This is a genomic window from Moorena sp. SIO3I6 (assembly GCF_010672095.1).
Window position 1 is genome coordinate 1 of sequence record NZ_JAAHHU010000045.1, and the last position, 23,479, is coordinate 23,479.

Below are 23,479 nucleotides of genomic sequence, written 5' to 3' on the forward strand. Positions count from 1 at the left end.
TACCACTTGGGCAAATTAGCCTTGACCGACACAGGAATCTACCGTCGGGATATGCAAGTGTTGAGTACCTGTGTAGCAGCGGGCATCCCAGTCGCTAGTGTTATTGGTGGTGGCTACGGAAATGATTTCGATGCCCTGATCTATCGCCACTCTTTACTATACCGTGCTGCTCTTGAGGTCTATCGCCAATTTAAGCTTTAATGGCAAACTAAAGAAGGAGGAATTCTTTGGTCGTAATTTATAAGATTGATAGCTAGGTATAAGTAGATAAACTCCCTAGAGCTACGGCCAACGCTACTCCCCACTCCCAATTTACCATTCCCCATTAGAAAAAACTGTGCTGCTATCCAAAGGCTTTGAAGTAGAAATGTATACCGGCACTCCCGAAGGGGATATTGTCGGTTTTTCCGATCAGATTGTGGCATCCCTCGACGGATTTGTCCGAGAGCCAGATCAGCGCCATGTCGAATATACCACTGCTCCTTTATGTTGCTATGACCGTCTCTTATGTGCCTTAGTGCGTCCTCGACAACAGCTGCGACAGTATTTAAAAAGCTTGGGTAACTATACACTAATTCCCGGCAGTACCCTGTCCTTAGGTGGAAGCGGACGCTTTTACATTTCTGACCCCAATAATCCTTACTATTCCTACATTGAGACCACCTACGGCACTAAAGTTGTCACTGCCAGCATCCATATCAATGTGGGCATCTCTGACCCAGAAATCCTGATGAGAGCTTGTCGTCTAGTGCGAATGGAAGCTCCACTGTATCTAGCCCTGAGTGCATCTTCCCCCTTTCTGGACGGTAAAACCACTGGCTATCACTCCACCCGTTGGGGAATGTTTCCCAAAACTCCCTGTGATGTTCCTTTATTTGAAAGCCATCGTCACTTTATCCAGTGGACTGAACAGCAACTCGCTGCTGGTACCATGTTTAATGTCCGTCATCTGTGGACCTCTGTGCGCCCCAATGGCAACCGACGCCCCTATGATCTCAACCGCCTAGAGCTGAGAATCTGTGATTTAATGGTCGATCCCATTGCCCTGTTATCGGTTATGGCACTATTGGAAGCACGCCTGATCCAACTGATTGATGATCCCAGCCTTGACCCCCTGGAGATAAGTACAATACCTGCCAACAACCGTTCCGCTGACTTGATTGCCCTCACAGATGCCAATGAAGTGGCTGCGGCTAAATCCAGTTTGGATGCCCAACTGAGGCATTGGCAGGATGGCAGACTAATTCTGGCAAGAGATTGGATTGAGGAACTTTATCAAGAGGTTTGGCCGGTAGCCAAAAAACAGGGTTTTAGTTGCTTCCTCTCACCGGTTCAGAAAATTCTACGGGAAGGAAACACCGCTTCGCAATGGTTACAACTTCATGGAGTGGGTTTTAATCCTCGCCAAGTGATGATTCAAGCCATTCAATCCATGGCTGAGCAAGAATCGCTACTAGAAGATCAATTGTGCCAGTCCCTGATAGCCTAACTTCCTGGCGTTGCGTCAGTCTTCGAATGAATAGGAGTAGAGTGGGCATCCTGCCCGCACCTAAAAACTCTTAAAATCATTCCATTATTAAGCAACGCCTTTGTTATTAAATTCAACTTAAACAATTAAACTTGTAACTACGAGGGTAGGGCAAATCCTCATTCGCCCTACCCTCTGATTACGAGGCCATTTTTTATGAATTTTTATAAAGTTTTTATAGTTTTTGTAAAGAAAACCGCCTTAATTGAATAATTTTTTTGCCAGGTGAAATGGTTTGAAATATAAGAATATTTAATATATGGTTCAACAAAAACTAATATAAGAAAAACATATGTGATCTATATCACTAGGTAGAGGTAATCTGAAATACATACAAAACTAGAGACCTTAGCTATGCCTATAGTACTATGACCTAAGATCTATATCGAATGCTCCTCGAACCTCAATCCCTTGAACTCATTCAAATAAATCTTTCCTGACACCCCTTCGCCCACACCCCACACCCCACACCCCACACTCAGTCAAGCGTTCAAGCTACTTGTGACCACTTAAAAAACCAATAGGCGATCGCCTATTGGTTTTCTAATCAGGGGTTTTAGACCCAGATTTGGTATGAATATAGATCACGGTCAAACGTGTTAAGGGTTTCTTGACACTCCCATCGCTAAATCAATATTATAGCCAGGGATTCGCAAGAGTACAAAACTCTTACTGGCTGAGCCAAACAGCCTCTAAACCCTCCGTTCGCCTAGCGGCGACCTAGGAGCATCAAACATCGGGCTTACTTGTTAGTTTTTGGTTCATGTCTTTAGCAGAGGCTTTTCAGCTTGCACATAAACCGCTGCTCTTTTGAGCGCATTAATCGGTGTTCCGATTTATCCATTCTAGCGGATATCATCGGAAAGAACAACAAATCTGGTCTCCAATTCCCCTCCCGTTATAGTCTTTGACTATAACGGGAGGGGAATTGGAGTTGAAATGATGGTAAAAGTTGTCTTAATCAACCCGCAAATTCCACCGAATACCGGCAATATTGCCCGAACTTGCGCCGCCACCACTACTCAATTGCACTTAGTGGGTCCGTTGGGTTTTGAAATTAGCGATCGCTACTTGAAACGAGCAGGACTAGATTATTGGCCCTATGTAGATTTTAAATATCATGATTCCCTTGATGCATTTATCAGCTATCACCAGAAGCAAGAGGGGCGATGGATTGGCTTTACCAAGAGAGGAACATACAACTATATTAAGTTTCAGTTTCAGCCCAAGGACTGGTTATTGTTTGGCTGCGAAACTCAAGGTTTGCCTCCCCATGTCTTAGATGCTTGTCAGGCTAAGGTCTTTATCCCCATGGCCCAGCCGGGAGTTCGCAGCTTAAATCTCTCCGTCAGTGCTGCCCTTGGCTTATTTGAGGCCAGGCGTCAGTTGGGTTACTTGGAATAGGTTTTTTGTGTGTTAATAATTAGGACTTACGAACTCTAGTTGGTTTCCCCAGTCCAATTTGTATATTTTGTAGAAATTTTATATATAGATTTCTTTTGTATAGATTTACTTGTATAGATTTTTCTTATAGATTTACTTGTATTGATTTAGTTGTATCGATTTACGTTTAAGCTTTAACCGTTTAATCTTTAATTAGACCTTAACATTTAAATATATCACTTCTTAAATCGGGTGTCAATAGAAATATCGACGGCGACTTTAGTCGCTGTTTCCCTAGTCCTAATCTTGCCGGACTAATATAGAAAAATTAAATGGAGAGCAACAGTCCGCCCCACTCAAAACATACTTATCCCCCTTCAGGGGTTTAAACACCATCAGTAGAGTTCAAATGCGTAATTTCACCTCTACTGATGGTGTCAATAGGAAATGTCTGTAGAAATGTGTAATTTTCGTGAAAAACCATCCTTCTCAGTGAATTCCCTAGCTGATCAATCCATTACTATATCTTTATATTGGGTTAAACTCTGTGAAAACGTTTTGTCGGACAAGTCTGTTTTAATCAGGGAAAGACCTCAAAAGCAGGTATCTTTGGGTAAAATCAAGGACTTTCAGCCTACAGCTGACCGGACGCACCTTGGTTTAATGAGTTAGTGTGTGTAAAATTACTCACCAAAAATTAAGCTATCTAGAATACTGAAATTACCAAACACATATAAGAAATTTCTATCATAAAGAGTAGGATTACCGAGAAATTACCGATAGATTTTGCTGATATCAAATGGCGAGTGCTCAATATACGCGCGCCAGCTATCAATAGAGAAAAGGAGGATTTGAAAGATTTTGTGAGCGCACCATCAACTAGCAACCCACCAGGATTAATCTGCCGGTTGATACAGGATTCTACGGTTGTTGTCTTACCCAAAATTCGCGTAGAGTTCATCTGTAACCAGTTAGTTACTTCGAGATTCCCATCGCTGTTTTTATGGCGCTCAAAGAGAATAATCAGCAAATATGCTGGATTTTCTTGGGTTACTGAGGGTGGTTTCCCGGAGAAAGCTTGATTAGCCAGTTACTTTATATGCATATATTATGCAGCATATGCAGCCATCCTGAACCGCAGCCGTGGTAAATCCCGACAATATCTCTGCTATGGGATGTTGTCCACCTAGTGGTCTAAGGATAAGTACCTATCAATGGCTTCAAGGTGTATCTAGCTATTGCCATGAAAGAACAAATTTTTTAGTAGTCATGTGAGCTTGTCTAAATCAAAGAAGCACGGTAATCTTGGCTAAGTCTCCCAAATAGATGTGATTTGGATCACACTTTAGCAGTGAGTCACATCATTGACTGGTAAAAAATCAATCAGGAACTGTTAAGCGCTCGTCAAACACCAGGAGGACTTTTTTGAAAGGAACACTTACTGATAAGGTCAATCATGTTCCGACCTGTGCAGCAGAGTCATCGGATTCGGCATCGAAACTACCTGCAAGTAATCATCCGGTCGGTGCAGCAATTCCCCTTGAGGTGAACCGTAAGGCTCGTACCTCAGCAGCCATGATTGGATTGGCGATTTCCATGGGGGCATCTGGCTTACTATTACCTCAACAGGGTGATGAAGCAATGGCATTCGAGCCAGTTGCTCCTGAGCCAAGTGGGACGAATCTACCAGCAGCCGAATTTAAAGTTACCGCTGTTTCAAGCCCCTCATTGCCAAACGCGGCTAAGCAGGGACAAGGGAGTGTGGAATCAAAGCCAGCCTCACCCCCAGAATTTGCGATTCGGCAAAGCCGACCCTACGCGAACGCGAATTTTAACAAGCTCAAAACCGATGACACTCTCCCAGTAGCGAGGAAGTCTACCATTGGTGAAGTTAAGGGTACTGATGCCAAAGCCTCATCTAACTCTGAGGGTGTACAGCCAAAACAGTTGCTAGCATCTGCACCAGTCTCAAAATTGGGTAACCTGTCAACGGATGCATCCCACGCTGTTTCCAACAAGACCAATAATCTTTTAAAAGCTAGACAAGACCTAGCCCTCAAGCGCCTCCAAAAACATCGAAACCGTCTGAGCAAAAGTCTGGTTCAGTTGAGGTCCGAGGAGTTTAACAAGTCTTATGAACTGGCATCAGGGACCCTTGGTTCTAGCCCACACACTTTACCCCCTGCAGTGCTAAAACCTGAGGGTTCAGTAACACAAACATCGCAGCCCATTGTTACGGTACCTACAGCTCCGGCGCTGCTCCCACAGCCAAGGCCGAAAGTTGCTGTATCACCAGCCTTAACCCAATCAACTAGATCTGAGCCACTACCAGTGGTCATTCCAGTACCGACTCCAGAAACAACTGTCATATCGGCAGTCAAACCATCAGTTTTCAAGGTCAGTACTCCAAGAATTGCATCGGCTACAACCAAGGTAACTACAGAGCAACTAAATGTACCACAGCCAGTGGTGGTGGGAACTAGGCTGTCATCTACTGGCAACTCTTTTCACCAGGTCAAAGGTGGTGAAACCCTCGATTCTATTGCCCGTAGTTATGGTTTATCCCGCTCAGAGCTAGTCTTAGCCAATCAGCTAGATAATCCTCACCTAATTGAAATTAATCAACAGCTGAAAATTCCTCAATTTAGGAGATTCGATCACCAAAAGTCCTCTTTTACCTTGCTATCTAGCAATAGCCGGAAATCTAAATCTTGGAAGCCAGGAATAGCGCGACCATTGGATTTAGGAACTATCTCTGTTAAGACTTCTACTAGTAGAGATCAAATCACACCCGTATCTATACAGGAAAAACCTAAGGTAAAACCGTTAACTGAGACGATTCTGACTCAATCGACTTCAGACAGTGGTCTGTTAGCTCAGGCTAATTCCTCTATTGAAAATCAGCCCTTAGAGTCTATTAACTCTCAGCGCAACTCCTATGTTGAAAAATTAAGGGCTGATATTCTCAAGATGCGAGAAGAAATCCGGGAGAATAAAACCAGCCCAGAGGAAAACAAACCAATCAACCTAGGAGTTCCTACTAACGAGCCAGTTAACGAGCCAGTTGCTGAACCCTCAGATAAGGAGTCTAAATCTGTTGAGATCACTCCCCAGTTCAATCCTGAGAATAATCAAGCAAGCGGTACAAAAGAGTGGCAATTATTACCGCAGCCACCGACAGCTCCACAGGCTCCTATTGCTATTCCAAGACCTCAGCCACCCCGGAAAACTCGACGCAGTTCTATTGCCATTCCTGTACCTCCACCTGAGGTATCACAACCCCGAAGGATAGCTGTAGCTCCTGCCCCACCGGAACGATTTAACCCAATAATCCGTATACCGGTAGGAAAACCTGTTTCACCAGGAGTGCCACCTCTGTCTCAACCAGATATGTACTTGCCAGATAGCCCTAACCGCTTTAACGGATATATCTGGCCAAGTAATGGTGTGCTTACCTCAGGTTATGGTCGGCGTTGGGGACGGATGCACAAGGGCATTGATATTGCAGCTCCCATTGGGACACCGATTATGGCAGCAGCCCCTGGTGTTGTGGTCAGTGCTGGTTGGAATTCAGGTGGTTACGGTAAATTGGTGGAAATCAAGCATCCTGATGGAAGTCTGACCCTTTATGCCCACAACAGCAGAATTTTTGTGCGTCGTGGACAACAGGTTGGCCAAGGTCAACGAATTGCCGCTATGGGTAGCACAGGTTATAGCACTGGTCCTCACTTACACTTTGAGCTTCATCCCAGAGGTCGGGGAGCTGCCAATCCAATGGCCTATTTGCCTAGAAGACGGTAATAAAGTGATTTCAAGGGAAGTATCCCCATCAGGCCAAATTACCAGGTCGAAGGAGGAGACAGAGGTGAAGGGTAAGGTGAGTAAACGGAACTTTCCTACTCTTCCTCACCTTCTGGTGACAATATTTAGTATGACCCTTAGCAGCTTGAGCTAAAGGCAAAGTCTAAGCCTGAAGCCGAAATTACCTTTCCTATTTTTCTTCTACCTTTTCCCTATACCCTTTTACCTGTGCCGTTCCATGGGTGCCCATGCAGTATGCCAACTAAACTTCTGTTCAAGAAAATTATTTAGATAAATTATTGGCATTGATATGTTATAGTACATAAGGGTTGAAAAAAAGGCTCAGTAGCTCAGTGGTTAGAGCAAGGGACTCATAAGCCCGAGGTCGCAGGTTCAAATCCCGCCTGAGCCATATAAATTAGCTAGTTAACTGGGCTAGCCAACTGGGCTAGTCAACTGGATTGATCAAGAGAACCCTGGTAGTGTTCTCGGATTTCGTTAATCGAAAACAGAGCTTGAAACATTAGCCCAGCCGACTGATAAAGCTCGGCTCCACCTTGCAGCCGGTCAACCAGGGCTATTACCAGCTCTACCTGGTAACCGGCTTCCTTAAGGCGGTCCACGGCTTTCATGGCTGATTGCCCAGTAGTCACAACATCTTCCAATACCACTACTTTGGCTCCTGTGGGCAAAGTAGGACCTTCAATGTATGCCTTGGTTCCATGACCTTTTGGCTGTTTGCGGATAATTAGACCTGGGATAGGGCAGTTTTCTAAGGCAGAAACAATGCTAACCGCACTCACGATCGGATCTGCACCTAGAGTTAAGCCAGCAACTGCTTGAGTATCAGCAGGTAGCATTGAGAATAGCAAACGTCCTATTGCCAATGCTCCTTGAGGATGAAGGGTGACCTGTTTACCATTGATGTAATAAGAGCTACGCTGCCCTGACGAAAGCACAAAATCACCCTCTTGGTAAGCGAGTTGGCAAAACAAATCCAGCAGAAAAGGTCGCAGGGTAGGTAAATCCTTTGGCATGGACAGGGCTTGAGATTGGATGTTCATGAAACTTACTGAAAAAAACCTAGAGTCAAGGGAAAATGGGAGCCTACAAGCTACCATCAAACCGGTTGATTTGGATTTGGTGGGTATTCTTTCACCCGCTGGGGTAGTTTCCCCCTAATATCGGATACTATTGAGGAAAACTACGGGTGATTGCAAATGCGTTGGGAAAAGCTGTTTAGCGTTGTAGTTATAGCAGCCACTGCTAGTCTAGGAGCAGGTGGTGCCATAGCAGAAACTAATTCAGAGGACTTGGAGCCAATTCCTCTAATAACCTTACCTGAGGCTTTTGAAAACGCTTTTTTTGATAACTCTGGGGACTTTTTCGAAAACAGGAGCATCAAGAGTCAAATCGATACAATTTTCGGTTCCGGATGGCCACCTGCGTTTCCAGAACTAGCACTTGAGCGGGATGCTGAGCGTGTCAGTAATCTTTATCGGGATCTACTAGAGCAGCAGGTTTCGAGCGGTCCTGTCATTCGTACTCTGGATTTACCAAACCCCTACAATACTTCCCTACGGTTGCTAGAGCAATCGAGTGATATACCAATCCAAGTGGAAAACCAAGAATTTTTCTTGGCACCGCAGCCCATACCACAGCTGCGTAGATGATGAGTATGGGCGAGATCAGTATGGGGTGATAGTAGTAGCTGACCGCAAGTGTCCAATCCAGGGTGCAGGAGTTGAACCTGCCTAGGGCAAATTATGAGTTTGCTGCCTCAACCGCTCGGCCAACCCTGGGTGATTCCTTTATATTATTATGGTAGCCTGAATCAAGTTATTGCAACACCACTAACTATAAATTCCCGATTTATCCAATAATTCTGAGAACATAAGATAATCTAGCTGTATAGCAGCACTATAATACAGCACGGAACCAGCGGTAATTCGGAATAACGTTAATCACCCTATGAAATTCAACACAACTGTAGCGCTAACCATAGTTCTACTGACAATGATGTTAGGTGCAGGTGTCGTGAGTGCCTTTTGGGGATTCTCTCTCGGTCACGAAGCCCTCAAAGGAGTTACTCAACCGGATACTAACCCTAAGAAAAAGTTGACAGGAAAGAAGGGGTCTTCTTCTGGGAAAGAAGGGGTCTTGATTGTGAGCGAGAAGGATATCCTGGTTAACGTTCACGCCCACATACACAATAAGGGTAAAAATCCTTCGGCTAAGAAAAACAGCCAGAAAACTAAGCAAATTAGTTGGTCTAAGCCCGCTCAGAAGGAGTCGTCGTCTGGTGTATTGACTCAAGAGGCATCCTTCACTCGGAAAAACCCTAAGCTAAATTTACCGGTTAAAAGTCAGGATAAGGGAGTCACCCTAGCGGTAAATTCTGCCAGTGTCCAGGAGGGTTCTTTAATGTTGGATGTCAGCTTGAAGAATCAGAGTTCTAATCCAGTCAGGTTTCTGTACAGCTTTTTGAATGTTACCGATGATCGCGGTCGTGCCCTAAGTGCAATTACGGAAGGCTTACCAGGAGAATTACCGGCTAATGGCAAGGAATTTTCTGGAACAGTGAGCATACCGACAGCTTTACTAGAGAACTCCGAGAAGCTTTCCCTGACACTGACCGATTATCCGGATCAAAAACTACAGTTGAAAATGTCTCAGATTCCTGTAGTTAGATAAGGAAGCAAGTCGAGGGAATGGTTGTTAAGGAGAAAACGTTGAAGCTATGCTAAAAGCCTATGTTGATAGCAAGCAACTAAGGCAGTTTCAGAGTCAGTCTCACGGCCAGTCTCACAGCCAGTTTCACAGCCAGTTTCAGAAATTTCCTTGACTGGCATTCGTGAACTAGCTCAAGCAAATGCTAGTAATACAACTGAAAACCCCATAATACAACTGATAAGTTTTTGATGGTAACCGATAACTCCATACCAAGCTGCCCTAGCTCTAAGAAGATACATCAGAAGGCAACCGTAACCAGCAAAAAATGAAAATTATTTGCTTTTACCTTTCACCTTTTCTATGGTTGCCAACCTGATGGTTCTTCTAACAGTGGATGCTTCTATTAGCCTCTCTGAGGGAGAGGTTTTTCTGGGATTGTTATCAGTGCTACTACTGATAGCCATCAATGCTTTTTTTGTCACGGCTGAGTTTTCGATGGTGGCGGTGCGGCGATCGCGGATTAGCCAATTAGTAGATGCGGGTGACGTGCAAGCAAAGACGGTTCAGGCTTTGCAACAGAGCATTGACCGATTACTATCTACAACTCAGTTAGGGATTACCCTCTCGAGCCTTGCTCTGGGATGGATTGGGGAGACTACCATGGCAACTTTGGTAGCAGCTGGGATAGCAAAGCTACCACTACCGCCAGCTCTAACTCCAGTTATTACCCATTCCCTAGCAATCCTGGTGGCATTTTTCATGATTGCTTATCTACAAATTGTTTTGGGGGAACTTTGCCCCAAATCCCTGGCTTTACTTTACTCAGAACAACTAGCACGGTTTCTGGGGCCACCCAGTCTGGTAATTGCCAGGTTTTTCAATCCTTTTATCCAGATTTTGAATCAATCTACCCGCTGGCTCCTGAGGTTGGTGGGTGTTCAATATTCTGGTCAAGGTTGGTATAGCCGTGTAACGCCGGAAGAGTTGCAACTCATAATTACCACTGAACGGGAGTCTATTGGACTGGAAGCAGAAGAGAGAAAACTACTGAAAAATGTGTTTGAGTTTGGGGAGGTAACAGCCGCAGAGGTAATGGTTCCCCGCACCAGTCTTATTGCTATTTCCCATGCAGCAACCTTCGAAATCTTGTTAGAGGAAGTTGCCAAGACTAGTCACTCTCGCTATCCTGTGATTGGGGCATCCCTAGATGATATTCGTGGCATTATCGACTTCAAAAAATTGGCTAAACCTTTATCTAAAGGGAAGCTAGGACTTCAGACACCGATTAAATTGTTGGTTTGCCCAGCTAAGTTTGTCCCAGAAACTACCCCATTGAGTGAATTACTGCCGATGATGCAGCGATCGCATTTGGCAATGGTGATGGTGGTGGATGAGTTTGGAGGTACAGCTGGATTAGTCACCCTCAAGGATTTAATTGCTGAAATTATTGGTGATGGACCTGAATCTGACATAACCCAGGACTTGACGGTACAAATTCTGGACGAGTATACCTTCCTGGTGCAAGCTCAGATGAATATCGAAGAAGTCAACGAACTTTTGGATTTAAACCTACCTGTAATTGATGACTATCACACTTTGGGCGGTTTTCTGCTCGACAAGTTTCAGAAAATTCCTGTACCCGGTGAAACCTTAAATTATGAAAATCTAGAATTGACCGTTGTGTCTGCTTCTGGAGCGCGCCTAAACCAAATTCGGATACGCCGCCAGCAGCCACAAGGTAATAATTCAGTAGATGTTTCTGATTCTGATCAAATGCCGATAATTCCCAGTAAGGAGGATGTCTCCTTTGATAATGGAGGGCTATAGTTTTGATCAACTTGAGTTGATTAGTGCCGGATAAAACCAAGATAAAATAATGGCGCGAGGAGATCAAATTTACGTATTCCAAAAGTTTCTTAACTTTGAAGGGGTTTACCAACATCATGGTATTGACTGTGGAGACGGTAGTGTGATCCACTACCGCAAAAAAACTGAGACAATTGAACGTAATTCTATGGCTACCTTTGCTCTAGGTGAAACAAAAATTTATGTCAAACAGTACTCAGTTTGTTTAATTCCAGATGTTGTGATTCGTCGGGCAGAAAGTCGATTAGGGGAAAGGCAATATAACCTAATTTTTAATAACTGTGAACACTTTGCTAATTGGTGCAAGACTGGGAAAAATGAAAGCCAGCAAGTCAAGGATTTTATCCCGGTAATTAGTAATACGAATATCGAGGGTTTGTACGAAGCTATAAAACAAGCACTTCAGGGAGCAAAGCAAGACGATACAACTCAGTTACTTAATCAAGCATTATCTGATCTCAGGGTGGTTTGGGATGAGATTCAACCTAAGTATAAACAGGAACTTAAAGAAATCAATGCCTGGCAGCAAGTGGCAATTCAAGCTATTAAAAACAATAGAGAAGACTTAGCCCGTGCGGCTTTGATGCGGAAGCGCAACTATGAGAAAAGTGCGACGGAAAAGAAAGCTAAACTAGACCAGTTAGCGAAGATGACAGAAACCTTGATTCGCAACCGTATGAACTGGCAACAAACCTAGCGGGTTGGTTAAGTAATCAGAAAGCTACTTTGAGCGGTCAGCTATCAGCAATCATAACTTATGGGGTCGATTTAATTTTATGACCCCTACTCCCTACTCCCTACTCCCTACTCCCTAAAATCTAGGACGAGGTACTTCAAGCAATTCAGAACTGCTATATATTCTTACTATAGTTTAGTTGTAAAGATCCAAAAAACTGAATGGAACGTGGTTTACTATGGTTACCTCTGCTAGCAGCATTTTGCTGGCTGGCCTGGTCAGGTTGGAACGAATACCAAAAGATTGAAGCTTATCGCCGCTGGGCTGAACAGTTTGAACGGGCAAAGTATGATATCTATGCGGTGCTTGGTCAGAACGGCAGTGACCTGACTTGGGGCAAACCCACTAGAAATGAACCAGTAAATCTAGAAACCTTTTCCCTCAAAGAGGTTAAATCAATCAACTTGCTAGTTGATAATCAAGTGGTTGACTTAGAGCAACCACCGGATAAAGGTCGTGCGATCGCATTAGAATTTCAGTTCCTCAAACCCATAGATCCAGTCAAAATTCCCTTTACAGAAATTCCTTTGGCAGTGGAGTGGGGAAAATATCTCCAGTCATTAACTATAGCGCTGGGTGAAGGCAATAGAGAATAGGCAACTTCGGCTGCTCGACATTGGGTAGCAACCTCCGCCATTGATCCCAGGTTACCCTTACAGGTCAGACCTGGGGCTGCTGGTGAGTTAAGCTAAAAACTGCACCAATTGCTCTAACTTCAACCAAGGGGCACCGCTCGCCATAACATCCTTTGCCATAGCAATCCCTGCTGTATGGTCTTCGAGAGGTATAACACCGGCGACTTGAAGGGCTAATGAAGCATTTAATGCCACCACATCCTGCTGGGCTGGTGTTCCTTTACCTTGCAAAACATTCCGTAAAATTGCTCCATTTTCCGCTACATCACCCCCTCGTAGGGACTCAGTAGGAGCAGGAGTTAGACCGAGATGTTCCGGATTCAGACTCAAAAGTCGCACCTCACCCCCCGATAGCAGTGCCAAGTCAGTTTCATCTGCCAATCCCGCCTCATCTAATTTTTCCCTGCCATGGAGAACTATTGCGTTGGGAGTACCCATTAAACACAACGATTGCGCTACAGTTTCTACAAAGTTGGGAGCATAGACACCAATTACCTGACCGGTGGGACGCAAGGGATTTACCAATGGTCCTAACAAGTTAAACACTGTCCGTACTTTGAGGGTTTGCCGTAATGGTGCCACTGCTTTCATGGCTGGATGCCAACCCCGAGCAAACAGAAAGGTTACCCCTACCTCATCCAGGGCTGCCTGAATCTTGTCCGGTGCTGCTGATAAATTTACTCCTAGGGCTTCGAGCACATCAGCGGAACCGACCTTACTAGAGGCAGAACGATTACCATGCTTAGCCACCAGCACTCCAGCCGCCGCCACTACGAAGGCTACTGCGGTAGAGATATTAAACGTAGACGCGCCATCCCCACCGGTACCACAAGTATCAATAACGGGTTGGTTGTGTTCAATGGTTGTCTTTTGCAAAGACTGGGATTGTAGCACCTGAGCCATCCCTGCCAATTCGGTAGCGGATACTCCTTTAGCCTGGATAGCTGCCAAAAGTGCGCCAGATAAGACGGTGGGAATTTCTTCATTCAACCATCCCTGCATCAGTTGTGATGCCTGGTCACTGGATAACGATTGCCCATCCAACAACTGTTGCAACAAACTGGGCCAGTTAGAAGAGGTTTGAACCATTATTTATAGAAGCTGAGTATTTGATCTAGAAATGCGATCGCATTAACTATTCAATCACTATTTCCGATCAATCTCCCACTAACAACGCTACAGCATAAGCGGCAATTCCCTCTTCACGTCCCACCGGGCCCAACTTTTCATTAGTGGTTGCCTTAATGCCAATTTGGTCAGGCTTCAGGTCTAGGACTACACTTAAGCGATCGCGCATCGTCTTAATATGAGGCTTAAGCTTAGGACGCTCCGCCACCACCACGGAATCAATATTGCCAATCTGCCAGCCATGGGATTGGATCAACTGATTCACCTGACTCAACAATACCAAACTATCCGCACCCGCCCATTTTTCGTCAGTTGGGGGGAAATAATGACCAATATCGCCCAAACTCAAGGCTCCCAGCATGGCGTCCATTATGGCGTGAGTCAGGACATCGGCATCACTGTGACCGACTAATCCCAATTCATGAGGAATTTCCACACCTCCGATAATCAGACGGCGACCTTTGCCCAATTTATGGATATCGTAACCGTTGCCAATCCGAATAGTCATTTTTCCCACTAAATCCCCCGTTAACAGAGCAAGCGATCGAATTTTACCTGTTTTTTAAAGTCTAACAATCAGGCTTTTTACTTATTATTTAAAGTATCAAAAAAATTACCTTTCTGGTTAACCCTTCCACTATTCAGCAACAGCATTTTATGAGTAGTTGTGCTCATTGCCAAACTGGGATGCACCATGATTTATTTTTTTTTAAACGCAATTCGTTGAAAAATTATCAAACAACGGCGCAAGAGGATATGGATAATAGCAAGAGGATATGGATAATAGCTAGGGCTATATTCATGCTCTTTATGGTCTTATTTTATTCGGGTCAAGCACTTTCTCTTAGCCAAGTAGAGGAAAAAAACTATATCATTGCTAACTTTGTTGGGGATGTGATGATGACAAGGCGATGGGAAAACACCCCTGATAGTTTTATCCCTAAGTACGGGGTCAATGCAATTTTTGAGCCGACTCGGGAGATTTTTGCCCAGGGAGATATTAATTTCGCCAATCTGGAAACTCCGTTGAGCGATCGCGGTACTCCTCACCCCAGCAAATTTGTAAAATTCCACACCAAGCCCGAATATGTATCGGGACTAACCTACGCAGGTATTAACGTAGTTTCCCTTGCCAACAATCACACTTTAGATTTCTCAGAGGAAGGGTTACAACAGACCATTGATGTGCTAAATGCCAACAATATCAAGCACTTCGGTTCAGGGATGAACCTTGAAGCCGCAGCTAAACCACTGTTAATGGAAATACACGGAATTAAAATTGCCTTTCTTGGTTTCTCTGGAATTACCGGCAAGCAACCTCCCTGGCTGTATGCTGATGTGGATCGCGCTGGTTCGATGCGACTAACCAGCCATTATTTAGAAGAGGGAATCAAGACTGTTCGTGACCAAGCTGATGTGGTGATTGTGTCGATTCACGGTGGGAAAGAATACAGCAGCGAACCCGGAAGCTGGCGAGAATTAGAGCATTTGGCCATTGACTTGGGCGCAGATTTGATTGTTTCTCATCATCCCCACGTCTTACAAGGGGTGGAAATGTACAAAGGAAAACTGATTGCCCATAGTTTGGCTAACTTTGTCTTTGACCAACCTTGGTTTGAAACCTTACCGAGTATGATTCTTACCTGCAAGATCGATAAGGATGGTGTCTTTGAAGCGTTTTTCCATCCTATTTATCGCGCTGATTATGTGCCGAAGTCCGTTAGGGGTAATCTGGCTAACTCGATTATTAAAGAAATTGCCGATTACTCGTCTAAATTTTCGACATTGGTTTTACCTGAAGAGAATATCGGACGGATCATTTTGGATCGAGATAGCATATCCCAGGATAACAAGGTTATTCAAACAACAATTCCCCTTCAGCCAACCCAGGACAAGTACAGTCTCTCCACTCCCATTGTTCTGGACGAGTCTTGGTTGCTTTCTTCGGTTTCCGCAGATGCCAAAGCAGAAGCAAGATTTGGTCGGGATCTTCTCTGGTTGAGTGGATTTGAAGAATCTGAAATCAATTTATGGGATTTGAACGGATCGGGTGAATTGTACGATGATTCTGTGGCTAAATTTGGCCAACGTTCTTTGCAAATTACTGGGATGTCTAGCAACAGTTCCGACGGGCAAGCAAATCTGACATCGAAAATTCCCGTTGAGTCTGGCAAAAACTACACCCTTTTAGGTTACGTGCAAACTGAGCAAAATGCCAAAGCTAAGGTTGAAATCCAGTATTATACTCACCAAGGACGCAGATCCAAATATTACAGCGATTATAGCGATCGCCCTTTGCCACCCATTTCCAGTGAAACTGCGATGGCCTTATCTGAGTCTGTTCCTTGGCAATTGTTCAGTTTCGATTTTCAGCCTCCCGAAAACACGGAGGCTGTTGACATTGTTTGCCAAAATGCTTCGACTGAGGGAGCAAATAACCGGGCTTGGTTTGATGGCTTAATGCTGATTGAATGGCAAGAAGATTTTGCCCCGCTGCCTCAAGAATTACCGACACCCAATAATCTCAAAGTATTGCAAGTTCGCAGCCACAATCAAGAGAGTCTGAATATCTGGCTGGGGAAAACTACCTATTCCCAAAGGTTAAATATCAATTATACTGAGAATACTGGCTCGATGTCCTAGGATATTTTCTAGGATATTTTTATATTTCACGATATTTTATCCTCCTAACGACATTTTTATGGAGGTTTTATGCAACTGGCAAGTCTTTTTCTGCCAAGTTTGTCTCTGCCGAATTCAAGATAATAGTTCCTTGCCTTTCTTTGACCAATAGCAACAATAAAGCAGTAATCACCGTGAAAACCGCAATTACCAAAAACTTATTATAGTGGCTAAATATTTTTACTTCACTGACAAGAGGTATTTCTTCAATATCGCAAGGCATATTAAGTCTTTTGCAAAGTTCTGTCATATGTCTCATCTGAATTACAGGCATACCACTTTCCGCAAATCTTTTCATCAGACTGTCAGAAGTACCTGGTTTTATCCGCATATTTTTATTGAGTCCAGCCTGGAAAATTCTTTCTTTGGTATCGTCACCTACAGATATCTTGCCACCTCCTACATTTACATAAAGTTTGATTGTATCACTATCACTATATTGACTGTAAATACTCATTCTATGGTCGATATTTTGTCTTCGATCTATTTCGTAAATATAGTACATCTTATTGCGCTTGATAATTTCTTCCATCATTTGTACTGCTTGTGCTTCCAGTCCTAATCCTAAATCTTCCAATCCACCCCGAGAAGCAGCTACAGACCGATTGGAAATAATTTGTTTTTCGTTGAGAATTCTTTCCATATCAAGCCATGCTAGATTGGGAAGATTAGATCCCCATGAGGAACTGCCAACACTGGAGATCGCAATAACTTTTATATCCATTGCTTCTGCTGCCGCCATAACAGCAAGATTCAAAGCTGGATAGGAACCGCTGAAGCTTGCAGCTATAGTATCTCCATTTTTTACTCCCGCTTTTATGTATAAATCGACCATTAATGCCGCCCAATTTGGATTAATTGTTGCTACTTTAGCGGTAGGAGCAACTACCATTGTTGTTATCGGGGATGATAGCACTCCTATCATCCCCGACTCAATAAACTTATTAAGTTTGTCCGCATCATATTGATCGTAGTATTGTTCGCCAACTTCTTTCTGACGATACTCTTTTATAGTCTCCATACCAGCTTGCATTATTTGGGCAGCTTTTATCTCTGTCTCTCCAGCTTTCACCGAAATATTTTCCACAGCCATTAAACCTATCAACGCTACTATAGCGACGGTCAGGATAATTTTCCAAGTCTGTTTTTCCGATTGCCAGTACAGTCTTTTCATGTTCAAAAACCTCCTAGTGCTATTAGCTCACCAAAATTAGGATTAACTTAACCAGTACGCTGCCTATTATCACACTTGATAAAGCTTCAACCCAACCATAAGATTCCATATTGTTCGCAATCAATCCTGGAATAACATAACCAATAACATTAAGTGAGTCTTGTCCCATCTCCATACCACCTCCTAAATTTCCTGGCGATAATATATCCCAGATTAATTTGAATCCAAATCCTAAAAGTATGGCGATCGCTGTTTTTCGTCTACCGTATATAATCAGCTTATAACTGAGAACACGAACAATTAAATATACCAGGAAACTCACAGCAAAAGTTACTACCATACTCAATGGTCTATCCAGGTAAAGAGCAATATATCCCGGAACAATTATTCCCCCCGGATAAAATCCTGTAATGTTGGCAAACAAGACGCTGATTACTATCCCGATCGCGATCGCTTCGGTCAAACTATTTTCCCACATTTACTTCTCCTGTTAATTTCGCTTTCTTCTCCACCAGTTCGATTAGATTTACTCCCCCATCCTTGATATTTCCAACACCCATCACCATTGAGGAAGCTTCAGAAATCTCTACTATTCTTTCCCAGATATCTTCCGTTATCAATCCTTCAGCGTTAATTATTTCTGAATCAGCTATTCCCTGCCCGATCGCTATTTTAATTAGGACATCACATTTTTCTCCTATTACTATATACTTATCAGCTGGCTTCCATTGAATTATATATTGACCAATTTCCTGGGAACGGCTAATTCTATCTTTTCTCGTATTTATTACCATTATTTTTGTTGGTTTTTCGCTATGGCGCAAAACAGCATTATTCCAATTTTTTTCTGTCGATTCTATATCATTAGCTGCAAAACCATTAATGAAAACTATTTTTTCACCGCCTTTGTCAATAGTATACTCCTTCATTGATCCGATATCTGGAGTAGCTTTATACATGCCTTTTAATGCAATGTCTTTGGAAACATTTAAAGCACTGCATACTGTTAGCGCTAAAGCTACGTTTTCTTTATGTTCTATATAAGCAAATTTACTCATGTCTTCATCTGATATCCTCTCTAATTCTGCTGGTGATACAACCAATAGTTCGCTATTACGATCTTGGCAAGCCATCTGAAAATCTTCTCGATAATCTTGTGCTGCTGTGAACAGCTTCCCATTTTTGGGAATCGTTCCCAAAAGTGCTAGAGTCACATCCCGCTTTCTCGGGCCCATAACATCAAGATGATCTGCACGTACATTGGTGATTACTCCATGAGTTGATTTAATCATATTTAACTCTGTTACCGCCTGCAAACGAGGATTAAGTGCCATACATTCTATTACCAACACTTCCGCCTGGTTTTTCGCAGCAAATGCCACTATTTTTAACTGCTCGATTATGTTAGCTTTCGACTTTATTCTGTAAACTGGCAATTCTCGCCCTTTATCTGTAATTAATCTTGGCTGAGTTCCGGTGGTTTTGGCAAATACCTTGAAACCCCCTTCCCTAAGACCACCAGCAATTAATCTGGTGACCGATGATTTTCCCCGGCTACCATTTACATGGATTCTGACCGGTATAGACATTAGGTTTTTGATATGAATTACATATTCTAAACCCAGAACTATCAACATGATTATTGTCGCCACTGTGATCACGAGCCAAGTATTCAATCTACTTTCCTTCCTTCAGTTATTTTTTATGTTACAGACAATACCATATTTTTTGCAGTTCTTTGGGATAGAGCTCACTTGACAAAAGAGACTTTTGTGCCTGGGGGGCGACATGCAAAAGGATTTGAGCTTGCATGTCGCCCCCCCAGTTCATAACTGAAGTTCCCCTGTACAAATGTACTATCTATGCCCAAAAGTTATGCCAATCCTAGCTTTGAGTGCTGTAGAACAATAGTACTACTGGGTACAACCAGTTTGAGAAAATGCTTGTACCTATTGCTATGATTAGATTACAGCGTACTAGACTAACGTCAGTTTTGGTTAAGCGGAAGCAGGTAATAACTGTTCTAGGCGGAGGGAAGGCTTTTTGGGCTGGTGGCAATAGGCAATCAGCCCACCCAACAGATTAATCAGAAAATTGACGGGACTGCGATGGCGGGTGTGTTCAATCTGAGAAATGTTCTTCAACTGGTCGAGGATGGTCTCAATAATGCTTCGCTTGCGGAGCAATAGCTTGTCCCACAACGGCAAGAGTCGGTTCTTCATGTTTTTTTTCAACGGGGTAATCAGTTGTAAACCTGTAGTTTGCCAAAGTTGCTCACTGAGTTTTTTGGAGATGTAGCCTTTGTCTCCAAACAGCTTACCCGTCAAGCTTTTAACCAGCGCGGGAACGGGTTTGCGGTCATCGACATTCCCCGGTGTCAGGGTGATATTGAGTAGTTCTCCGCAATCATTGACTACCAAATGAAGCTTAAAGCCAAAGAACCAATCTACAGAAGTGCGTCCACGCGCTGCCTGTCCAGAAAAGGTACGATGTTGAGAAATCCGTCGATTATGACAAACTTTCAGCTTCGTGGAATCGATAAAACTCACCCCAGTATTTTAACCAAAGCAGTATCGCAGGTAAGCACACAGGGGTAACAAGGTTGAAGGGAGTAACTGTACGAAACGTGAGTAGCTGACCAGACCAGGAAAAGCCTCGTGCCAGTAAGGTTGAACCAGTTTTTGATAAAAGTCCTTAAAAGTGCGGTAGCCCATTTGATGGAAGGCAATCACAATCGTCATCCGTTCACTCAAACATAGACCCGATGACCGATTGCGATATTCTGCGCCCGCTTCTAGTAGTTGTCTGTTCCATAAGGGTTCAAATGTTTGACAGAAGTCATTGCCCTATCGGGCACGCTACGCGAACGACATGGCAAAACAGGTTTTCTATACTAAGCATGGGGCAAGCTAGGGGTTGACGGTTGGCACTTTCAGCCTACCTGCTTCGCTCCTCCTTATCCAAAACTGACGTTAGACTAGTGTGGCGCGTACGCATTGGCTATTCATTATAGCACAACTTAGTATCCCATGGCCAGAAAACCCCTACGCCATGTGAAGGTTTGTTTTTGATAAGTGTACGCTCTATAATAAAAAATTAATAGATGAGCGCCTTGCATCAGCACTACATAAGGCGATGAATCGATTTGTACCCAGTAGTACATTAGTCCTACCTGTCAAAATGTAGGCACCGTAAGAGTTCAGGGATTCATAGTACACGTGTATGGGGGAACTTCAGTCATAAACGAAAGTATTATCAACGAGGTCTAAGGGCTAAGTCGCTTATACAGCGGTTTGCAATTCAGTTAGGTACAAAGTTCTGGGTTTTTAGGGACTGAGGCCGTGGGCCACGCGGGGCGCGTTCGGAGCAGGGAAGAGGGAAGTCGGAAGTCGGAAGTCGGAAGTCGGAAAACAATCCTGTGTACCTGATAGTTATGCAAACCGCCGTAGAGTCTGCGTTTTAGCTTATTTCGTCGCCCCCTCAGGAGAATTGCTGTATTTCCTTACTCTTAATATTAAGTTTTATTTCGAGATTGGAAATTTATGGAACCTACAGTGTATTTACGGATATCTAGAGAACAAATATCCCAAATATATGACGAGGTTCAACAATGAAAAAAATCGGTTCTACTACTCTACTCATGTTCGCTACACTCTCGGGACTTCTGTTGTTTGCTCCCCCAGTAAAAGCGGATCAAATCAGATACTGTTACAGTGTCCCTCGTTACTACGTTGAGAAGGATGCAGCTAACCATCGTGAAGCTTACGATGATGGTTATCAGGAGGGGCGACGTGATGCCAGGAGGGGTATAGCTTATGAAGAGCGCACCGCAGGGGGCGAGTTTAGCCGTGGCTATCGTCATGGATATTACGGTCGCCGCTACAGAGGTCAGCGGCGTCAGGTTGCAGACCGCCGTAACTACTACAACACCAGGGAGTGTCGTACCTACAACTATGACGATAATGAGAATATGAAAGATGTTTTGGGCAGGATTTTGCACCAATTTGAAAGGGATCTGCGTTGGGATATGAACTGGAACAATAATCCTCAACGATACGAGGAAAGGTACGAAGATAGAAGCCAGGACAGAAACTCTCAATTATATCGATATCCAAGATAGTTGTTCATTCAAGTATTTCCATAACCGAGTCACTATGGTGCTGCTACTACCTTATGAAAGCTTTGGGGAGTTGGTAGTGGTACACAATTGGTGATTTTAGCTCCTGTTACCTTTACCAGACCGTAGCCAAACCACTACATGTTTACCATTACCGATTCTAATTTGATGAAATTGCGATCGCTACAAACCGGCAATAACTACTTCTAGGCTTACTTCAATAGACAACTGCGGCGAAGTCTACTCGTCAGAGGTTTGATCTGCAGAACGTGGTTTAAGCAGAAAGATTTCTATCCCATCAATGGGTTTCTCTCGGGTTTCAATCTGAAATTGCTCTTTAACAACAGACCGAAATAGTTTCGACGACTTGACATAAACTAGCCATAAACGAGATTGGGTTGGGGGCAAACTGCTAACCCAACCTTCTATCGCTTGCTGATCGTTTTTTCTAACCGATCGCGGGAGTACATCCTTAATCTCAATACTCCCAGAGCCATGATAGTAATGATTTAATGCTACAGGTATTCTCTGACCAATGGACCAAACAATCACATCACCCGGTTGTTCTTTGGTGGCAATGGTTTCCACTAAACCACGCCAATTTTCTCGATCCAGCACGGTATAGTAACGCTTTAGCCCACCACCAACAGCAATGGCATAGATCAGGGCTATCACCAACGCACCAATACGCCATCGACGCCAAATGCCGAGCCCAGCGGCTGCTAAAAGAATAAATAGGTATGGAGCTGCTAACAGTAGGTAACGATTAACCCAAAGAGAGCGAGAGACTTGGGACACTGAAAAGAACAGAACTAAGGGTAAAAACGCCCAAGCCGCAATCCAAGCCAGCTTACCTGAGCGTGGTTTGTTGAATAGGACAACACCTAGCAAACAGGTCAACATGACAGAGTAGGCATTGTAAAACCAGTAGATGGCATTGGAATTGGCTCGACCAAAGGGCCAAGCGGTAAAGCGACCTGGCTGCATGATCACATGCAGTAAACCAGGACTAGTGCGTCCACCGAGATCACGAACTGATGTACCAGGTACTTTTACACCTCCCATAAATTTGGCGCTTTTAGTTACTAGGGGAAACACCCATGGCAACCATAAAATACCAATCAGTAACAGTCCGACCCCGAAACGGAACAAAACACGAGGTTGATTCCGATACTTCCAGCCAAACACAACTATGTCTGGGAGCAGCAGCGCTACGTTAATGGGTGTGGTGATAATTGCCAAGAATCGCAGACCAGCCCATCCTAATAGTAAAGGAGTCGTTGGACGTTCTAGGGCGTGGGTTAAGATCAGTGTGCCAGCAACACCAAAGAATGTACTCGGTGCGTACATCCGGACTTCTTGGGCATGATGGATAAACAGGGGTGAGAGGGCAACGATGAGGGCAGCAATTAAGCCAGTGGACTCTCCCATTAAGCGCCGACCAAGCCGATAGGTAACAAAAACAGTACCAATACTAAACACAACGCACAATCCCCGCAGCCAAGCATCACTACTGCTAACTATCATCCAGATCCGTAAAAGGATCTGATATAGGGGGCGTGTACTATTAAAGACTTGCTCTAGGTGCTTGGCACGATGAATACTAATGAGTTCATCAACCCATAGGCTTTCTGTACCAAGTTGATAGAGGTACAATCCAGTGGCTAATAGTAAGATTAAGGTAATGGGCATCCATGGTCGGAACCAATTTCCTCGCTCTAGGAGCGCTGCTGTTTTGTAGTTGTTGGCTTTCATG

At 43.9% G+C, this 23,479-nt stretch carries 18 protein-coding genes, 2 tRNA genes and 2 pseudogenes; 12 read left to right on the top strand and 10 right to left on the bottom strand.

All coding sequences use genetic code 11. The features are described 5' to 3' along the window. From F6K49_RS15220 to trmL, 3 genes and pseudogenes are all read left to right on the top strand, one after another. Window positions 1-201 (top strand): annotated as a pseudogene (locus F6K49_RS15220) (histone deacetylase); the annotation flags it as partial. Between the two features lie 136 nt (window positions 202-337). After that, window positions 338-1,489 carry a glutamate--cysteine ligase gene (gene gshA / locus F6K49_RS15225; RefSeq protein WP_293097978.1) on the top strand — a complete coding sequence of 384 codons (1,152 nt, stop codon included), beginning with the start codon at window positions 338-340 and terminating at the stop codon, window positions 1,487-1,489. Between the two features lie 981 nt (window positions 1,490-2,470). Then, a complete protein-coding gene (gene trmL / locus F6K49_RS15230; protein WP_070392084.1) occupies window positions 2,471-2,932 on the top strand; it encodes a tRNA (uridine(34)/cytosine(34)/5-carboxymethylaminomethyluridine(34)-2'-O)-methyltransferase TrmL in 462 nt (153 codons plus the stop codon). Between the two features lie 685 nt (window positions 2,933-3,617). Here the strand turns inward: trmL and F6K49_RS15235 are convergent. Beyond that, window positions 3,618-3,941: a hypothetical protein gene (locus F6K49_RS15235; protein ID WP_293097981.1), complete on the bottom strand. Its 324-nt coding sequence runs from the start codon at window positions 3,939-3,941 to the stop codon at window positions 3,618-3,620. Window positions 3,942-4,336: 395 nt separating this feature from the next. On the opposite strand from F6K49_RS15235, the gene F6K49_RS15240 reads away from it, so the two are divergent. Further along, on the top strand, window positions 4,337-6,712 hold the full coding sequence (locus tag F6K49_RS15240; RefSeq protein WP_293097986.1) for a peptidoglycan DD-metalloendopeptidase family protein: 2,376 nt from the start codon (window positions 4,337-4,339) through the stop codon (window positions 6,710-6,712). Between the two features lie 339 nt (window positions 6,713-7,051). After that, window positions 7,052-7,124: transfer RNA gene (locus tag F6K49_RS15245), tRNA-Met, on the top strand. Between the two features lie 40 nt (window positions 7,125-7,164). Here the strand turns inward: F6K49_RS15245 and pyrE are convergent. After that, complete coding sequence (pyrE, locus tag F6K49_RS15250) at window positions 7,165-7,776, bottom strand: orotate phosphoribosyltransferase (RefSeq protein ID WP_293018270.1); 612 nt, start codon at window positions 7,774-7,776, stop codon at window positions 7,165-7,167. 156 nt (window positions 7,777-7,932) lie between these two features. On the opposite strand from pyrE, the gene F6K49_RS15255 reads away from it, so the two are divergent. After that, the gene (locus tag F6K49_RS15255; protein WP_293097990.1) at window positions 7,933-8,385 is read left to right on the top strand and encodes a hypothetical protein; all 453 of its coding nucleotides are present in this window, start codon (window positions 7,933-7,935) and stop codon (window positions 8,383-8,385) included. 56 nt (window positions 8,386-8,441) lie between these two features. Here F6K49_RS15255 and F6K49_RS15260 read toward each other — a convergent pair. Continuing rightward, a tRNA-Ile gene (locus F6K49_RS15260) sits at window positions 8,442-8,514 on the bottom strand. Window positions 8,515-8,683: 169 nt separating this feature from the next. Between F6K49_RS15260 and F6K49_RS15265 the strand changes: the two genes are divergently transcribed. From F6K49_RS15265 to F6K49_RS15280, 4 genes are all read left to right on the top strand, one after another. Further along, a complete protein-coding gene (locus F6K49_RS15265; RefSeq protein ID WP_293035676.1) occupies window positions 8,684-9,406 on the top strand; it encodes a hypothetical protein in 723 nt (240 codons plus the stop codon). Between the two features lie 354 nt (window positions 9,407-9,760). Then, complete coding sequence (locus F6K49_RS15270; protein WP_293097993.1) at window positions 9,761-11,212, top strand: hemolysin family protein; 1,452 nt, start codon at window positions 9,761-9,763, stop codon at window positions 11,210-11,212. A 49-nt stretch (window positions 11,213-11,261) separates the two neighbouring features. Next, a complete protein-coding gene (locus F6K49_RS15275) occupies window positions 11,262-11,948 on the top strand; it encodes a lecithin retinol acyltransferase family protein (protein WP_293046715.1) in 687 nt (228 codons plus the stop codon). A 200-nt stretch (window positions 11,949-12,148) separates the two neighbouring features. Continuing rightward, a complete protein-coding gene (locus F6K49_RS15280) occupies window positions 12,149-12,583 on the top strand; it encodes a hypothetical protein (RefSeq protein WP_293097996.1) in 435 nt (144 codons plus the stop codon). 87 nt (window positions 12,584-12,670) lie between these two features. Here the strand turns inward: F6K49_RS15280 and trpD are convergent, their stop codons facing one another. Further along, window positions 12,671-13,711: an anthranilate phosphoribosyltransferase gene (gene trpD, locus F6K49_RS15285; RefSeq protein ID WP_293097999.1), complete on the bottom strand. Its 1,041-nt coding sequence runs from the start codon at window positions 13,709-13,711 to the stop codon at window positions 12,671-12,673. Between the two features lie 67 nt (window positions 13,712-13,778). Further along, window positions 13,779-14,258, bottom strand: coding sequence for a 2-C-methyl-D-erythritol 2,4-cyclodiphosphate synthase (gene ispF / locus F6K49_RS15290; RefSeq protein ID WP_293065141.1), 480 nt, complete (start codon window positions 14,256-14,258; stop codon window positions 13,779-13,781). Between the two features lie 302 nt (window positions 14,259-14,560). Here ispF and F6K49_RS15295 point away from each other — a divergent pair, with 302 nt between their 5' ends. Further along, entirely contained in the window at window positions 14,561-16,393 is a 1,833-nt protein-coding gene (locus tag F6K49_RS15295; RefSeq protein ID WP_293065139.1) for a CapA family protein, read from the top strand. A gap of 67 nt (window positions 16,394-16,460) precedes the next feature. On the opposite strand, the gene pgsW is transcribed toward F6K49_RS15295, so the two are convergent. The 4 genes and pseudogenes from pgsW to F6K49_RS15315 form a co-directional block, all read right to left on the bottom strand. Next, window positions 16,461-17,606: a poly-gamma-glutamate system protein gene (pgsW, locus tag F6K49_RS15300; protein ID WP_293065136.1), complete on the bottom strand. Its 1,146-nt coding sequence runs from the start codon at window positions 17,604-17,606 to the stop codon at window positions 16,461-16,463. Between the two features lie 22 nt (window positions 17,607-17,628). Beyond that, window positions 17,629-18,084 (bottom strand): poly-gamma-glutamate biosynthesis protein PgsC, encoded by a 456-nt coding sequence (gene pgsC / locus F6K49_RS15305; RefSeq protein ID WP_293065133.1) that lies wholly within the window; start codon window positions 18,082-18,084, stop codon window positions 17,629-17,631. Next, complete coding sequence (gene pgsB, locus F6K49_RS15310; RefSeq protein WP_293098005.1) at window positions 18,071-19,267, bottom strand: poly-gamma-glutamate synthase PgsB; 1,197 nt, start codon at window positions 19,265-19,267, stop codon at window positions 18,071-18,073. The genes pgsC and pgsB overlap by 14 nt, the downstream gene beginning before the upstream one ends. Window positions 19,268-19,603: 336 nt before the next feature. Further along, window positions 19,604-20,507: pseudogene (locus F6K49_RS15315) on the bottom strand (IS982 family transposase). A 709-nt stretch (window positions 20,508-21,216) separates the two neighbouring features. On the opposite strand from F6K49_RS15315, the gene F6K49_RS15320 reads away from it, so the two are divergent. Beyond that, window positions 21,217-21,726, top strand: coding sequence for a hypothetical protein (locus F6K49_RS15320; RefSeq protein WP_293018285.1), 510 nt, complete (start codon window positions 21,217-21,219; stop codon window positions 21,724-21,726). A gap of 237 nt (window positions 21,727-21,963) precedes the next feature. Here F6K49_RS15320 and F6K49_RS15325 read toward each other — a convergent pair whose 3' ends face one another. Then, entirely contained in the window at window positions 21,964-23,478 is a 1,515-nt protein-coding gene (locus F6K49_RS15325) for a glycosyltransferase family 39 protein (RefSeq protein WP_293018287.1), read from the bottom strand. Window position 23,479: the final 1 nt, after the last annotated feature.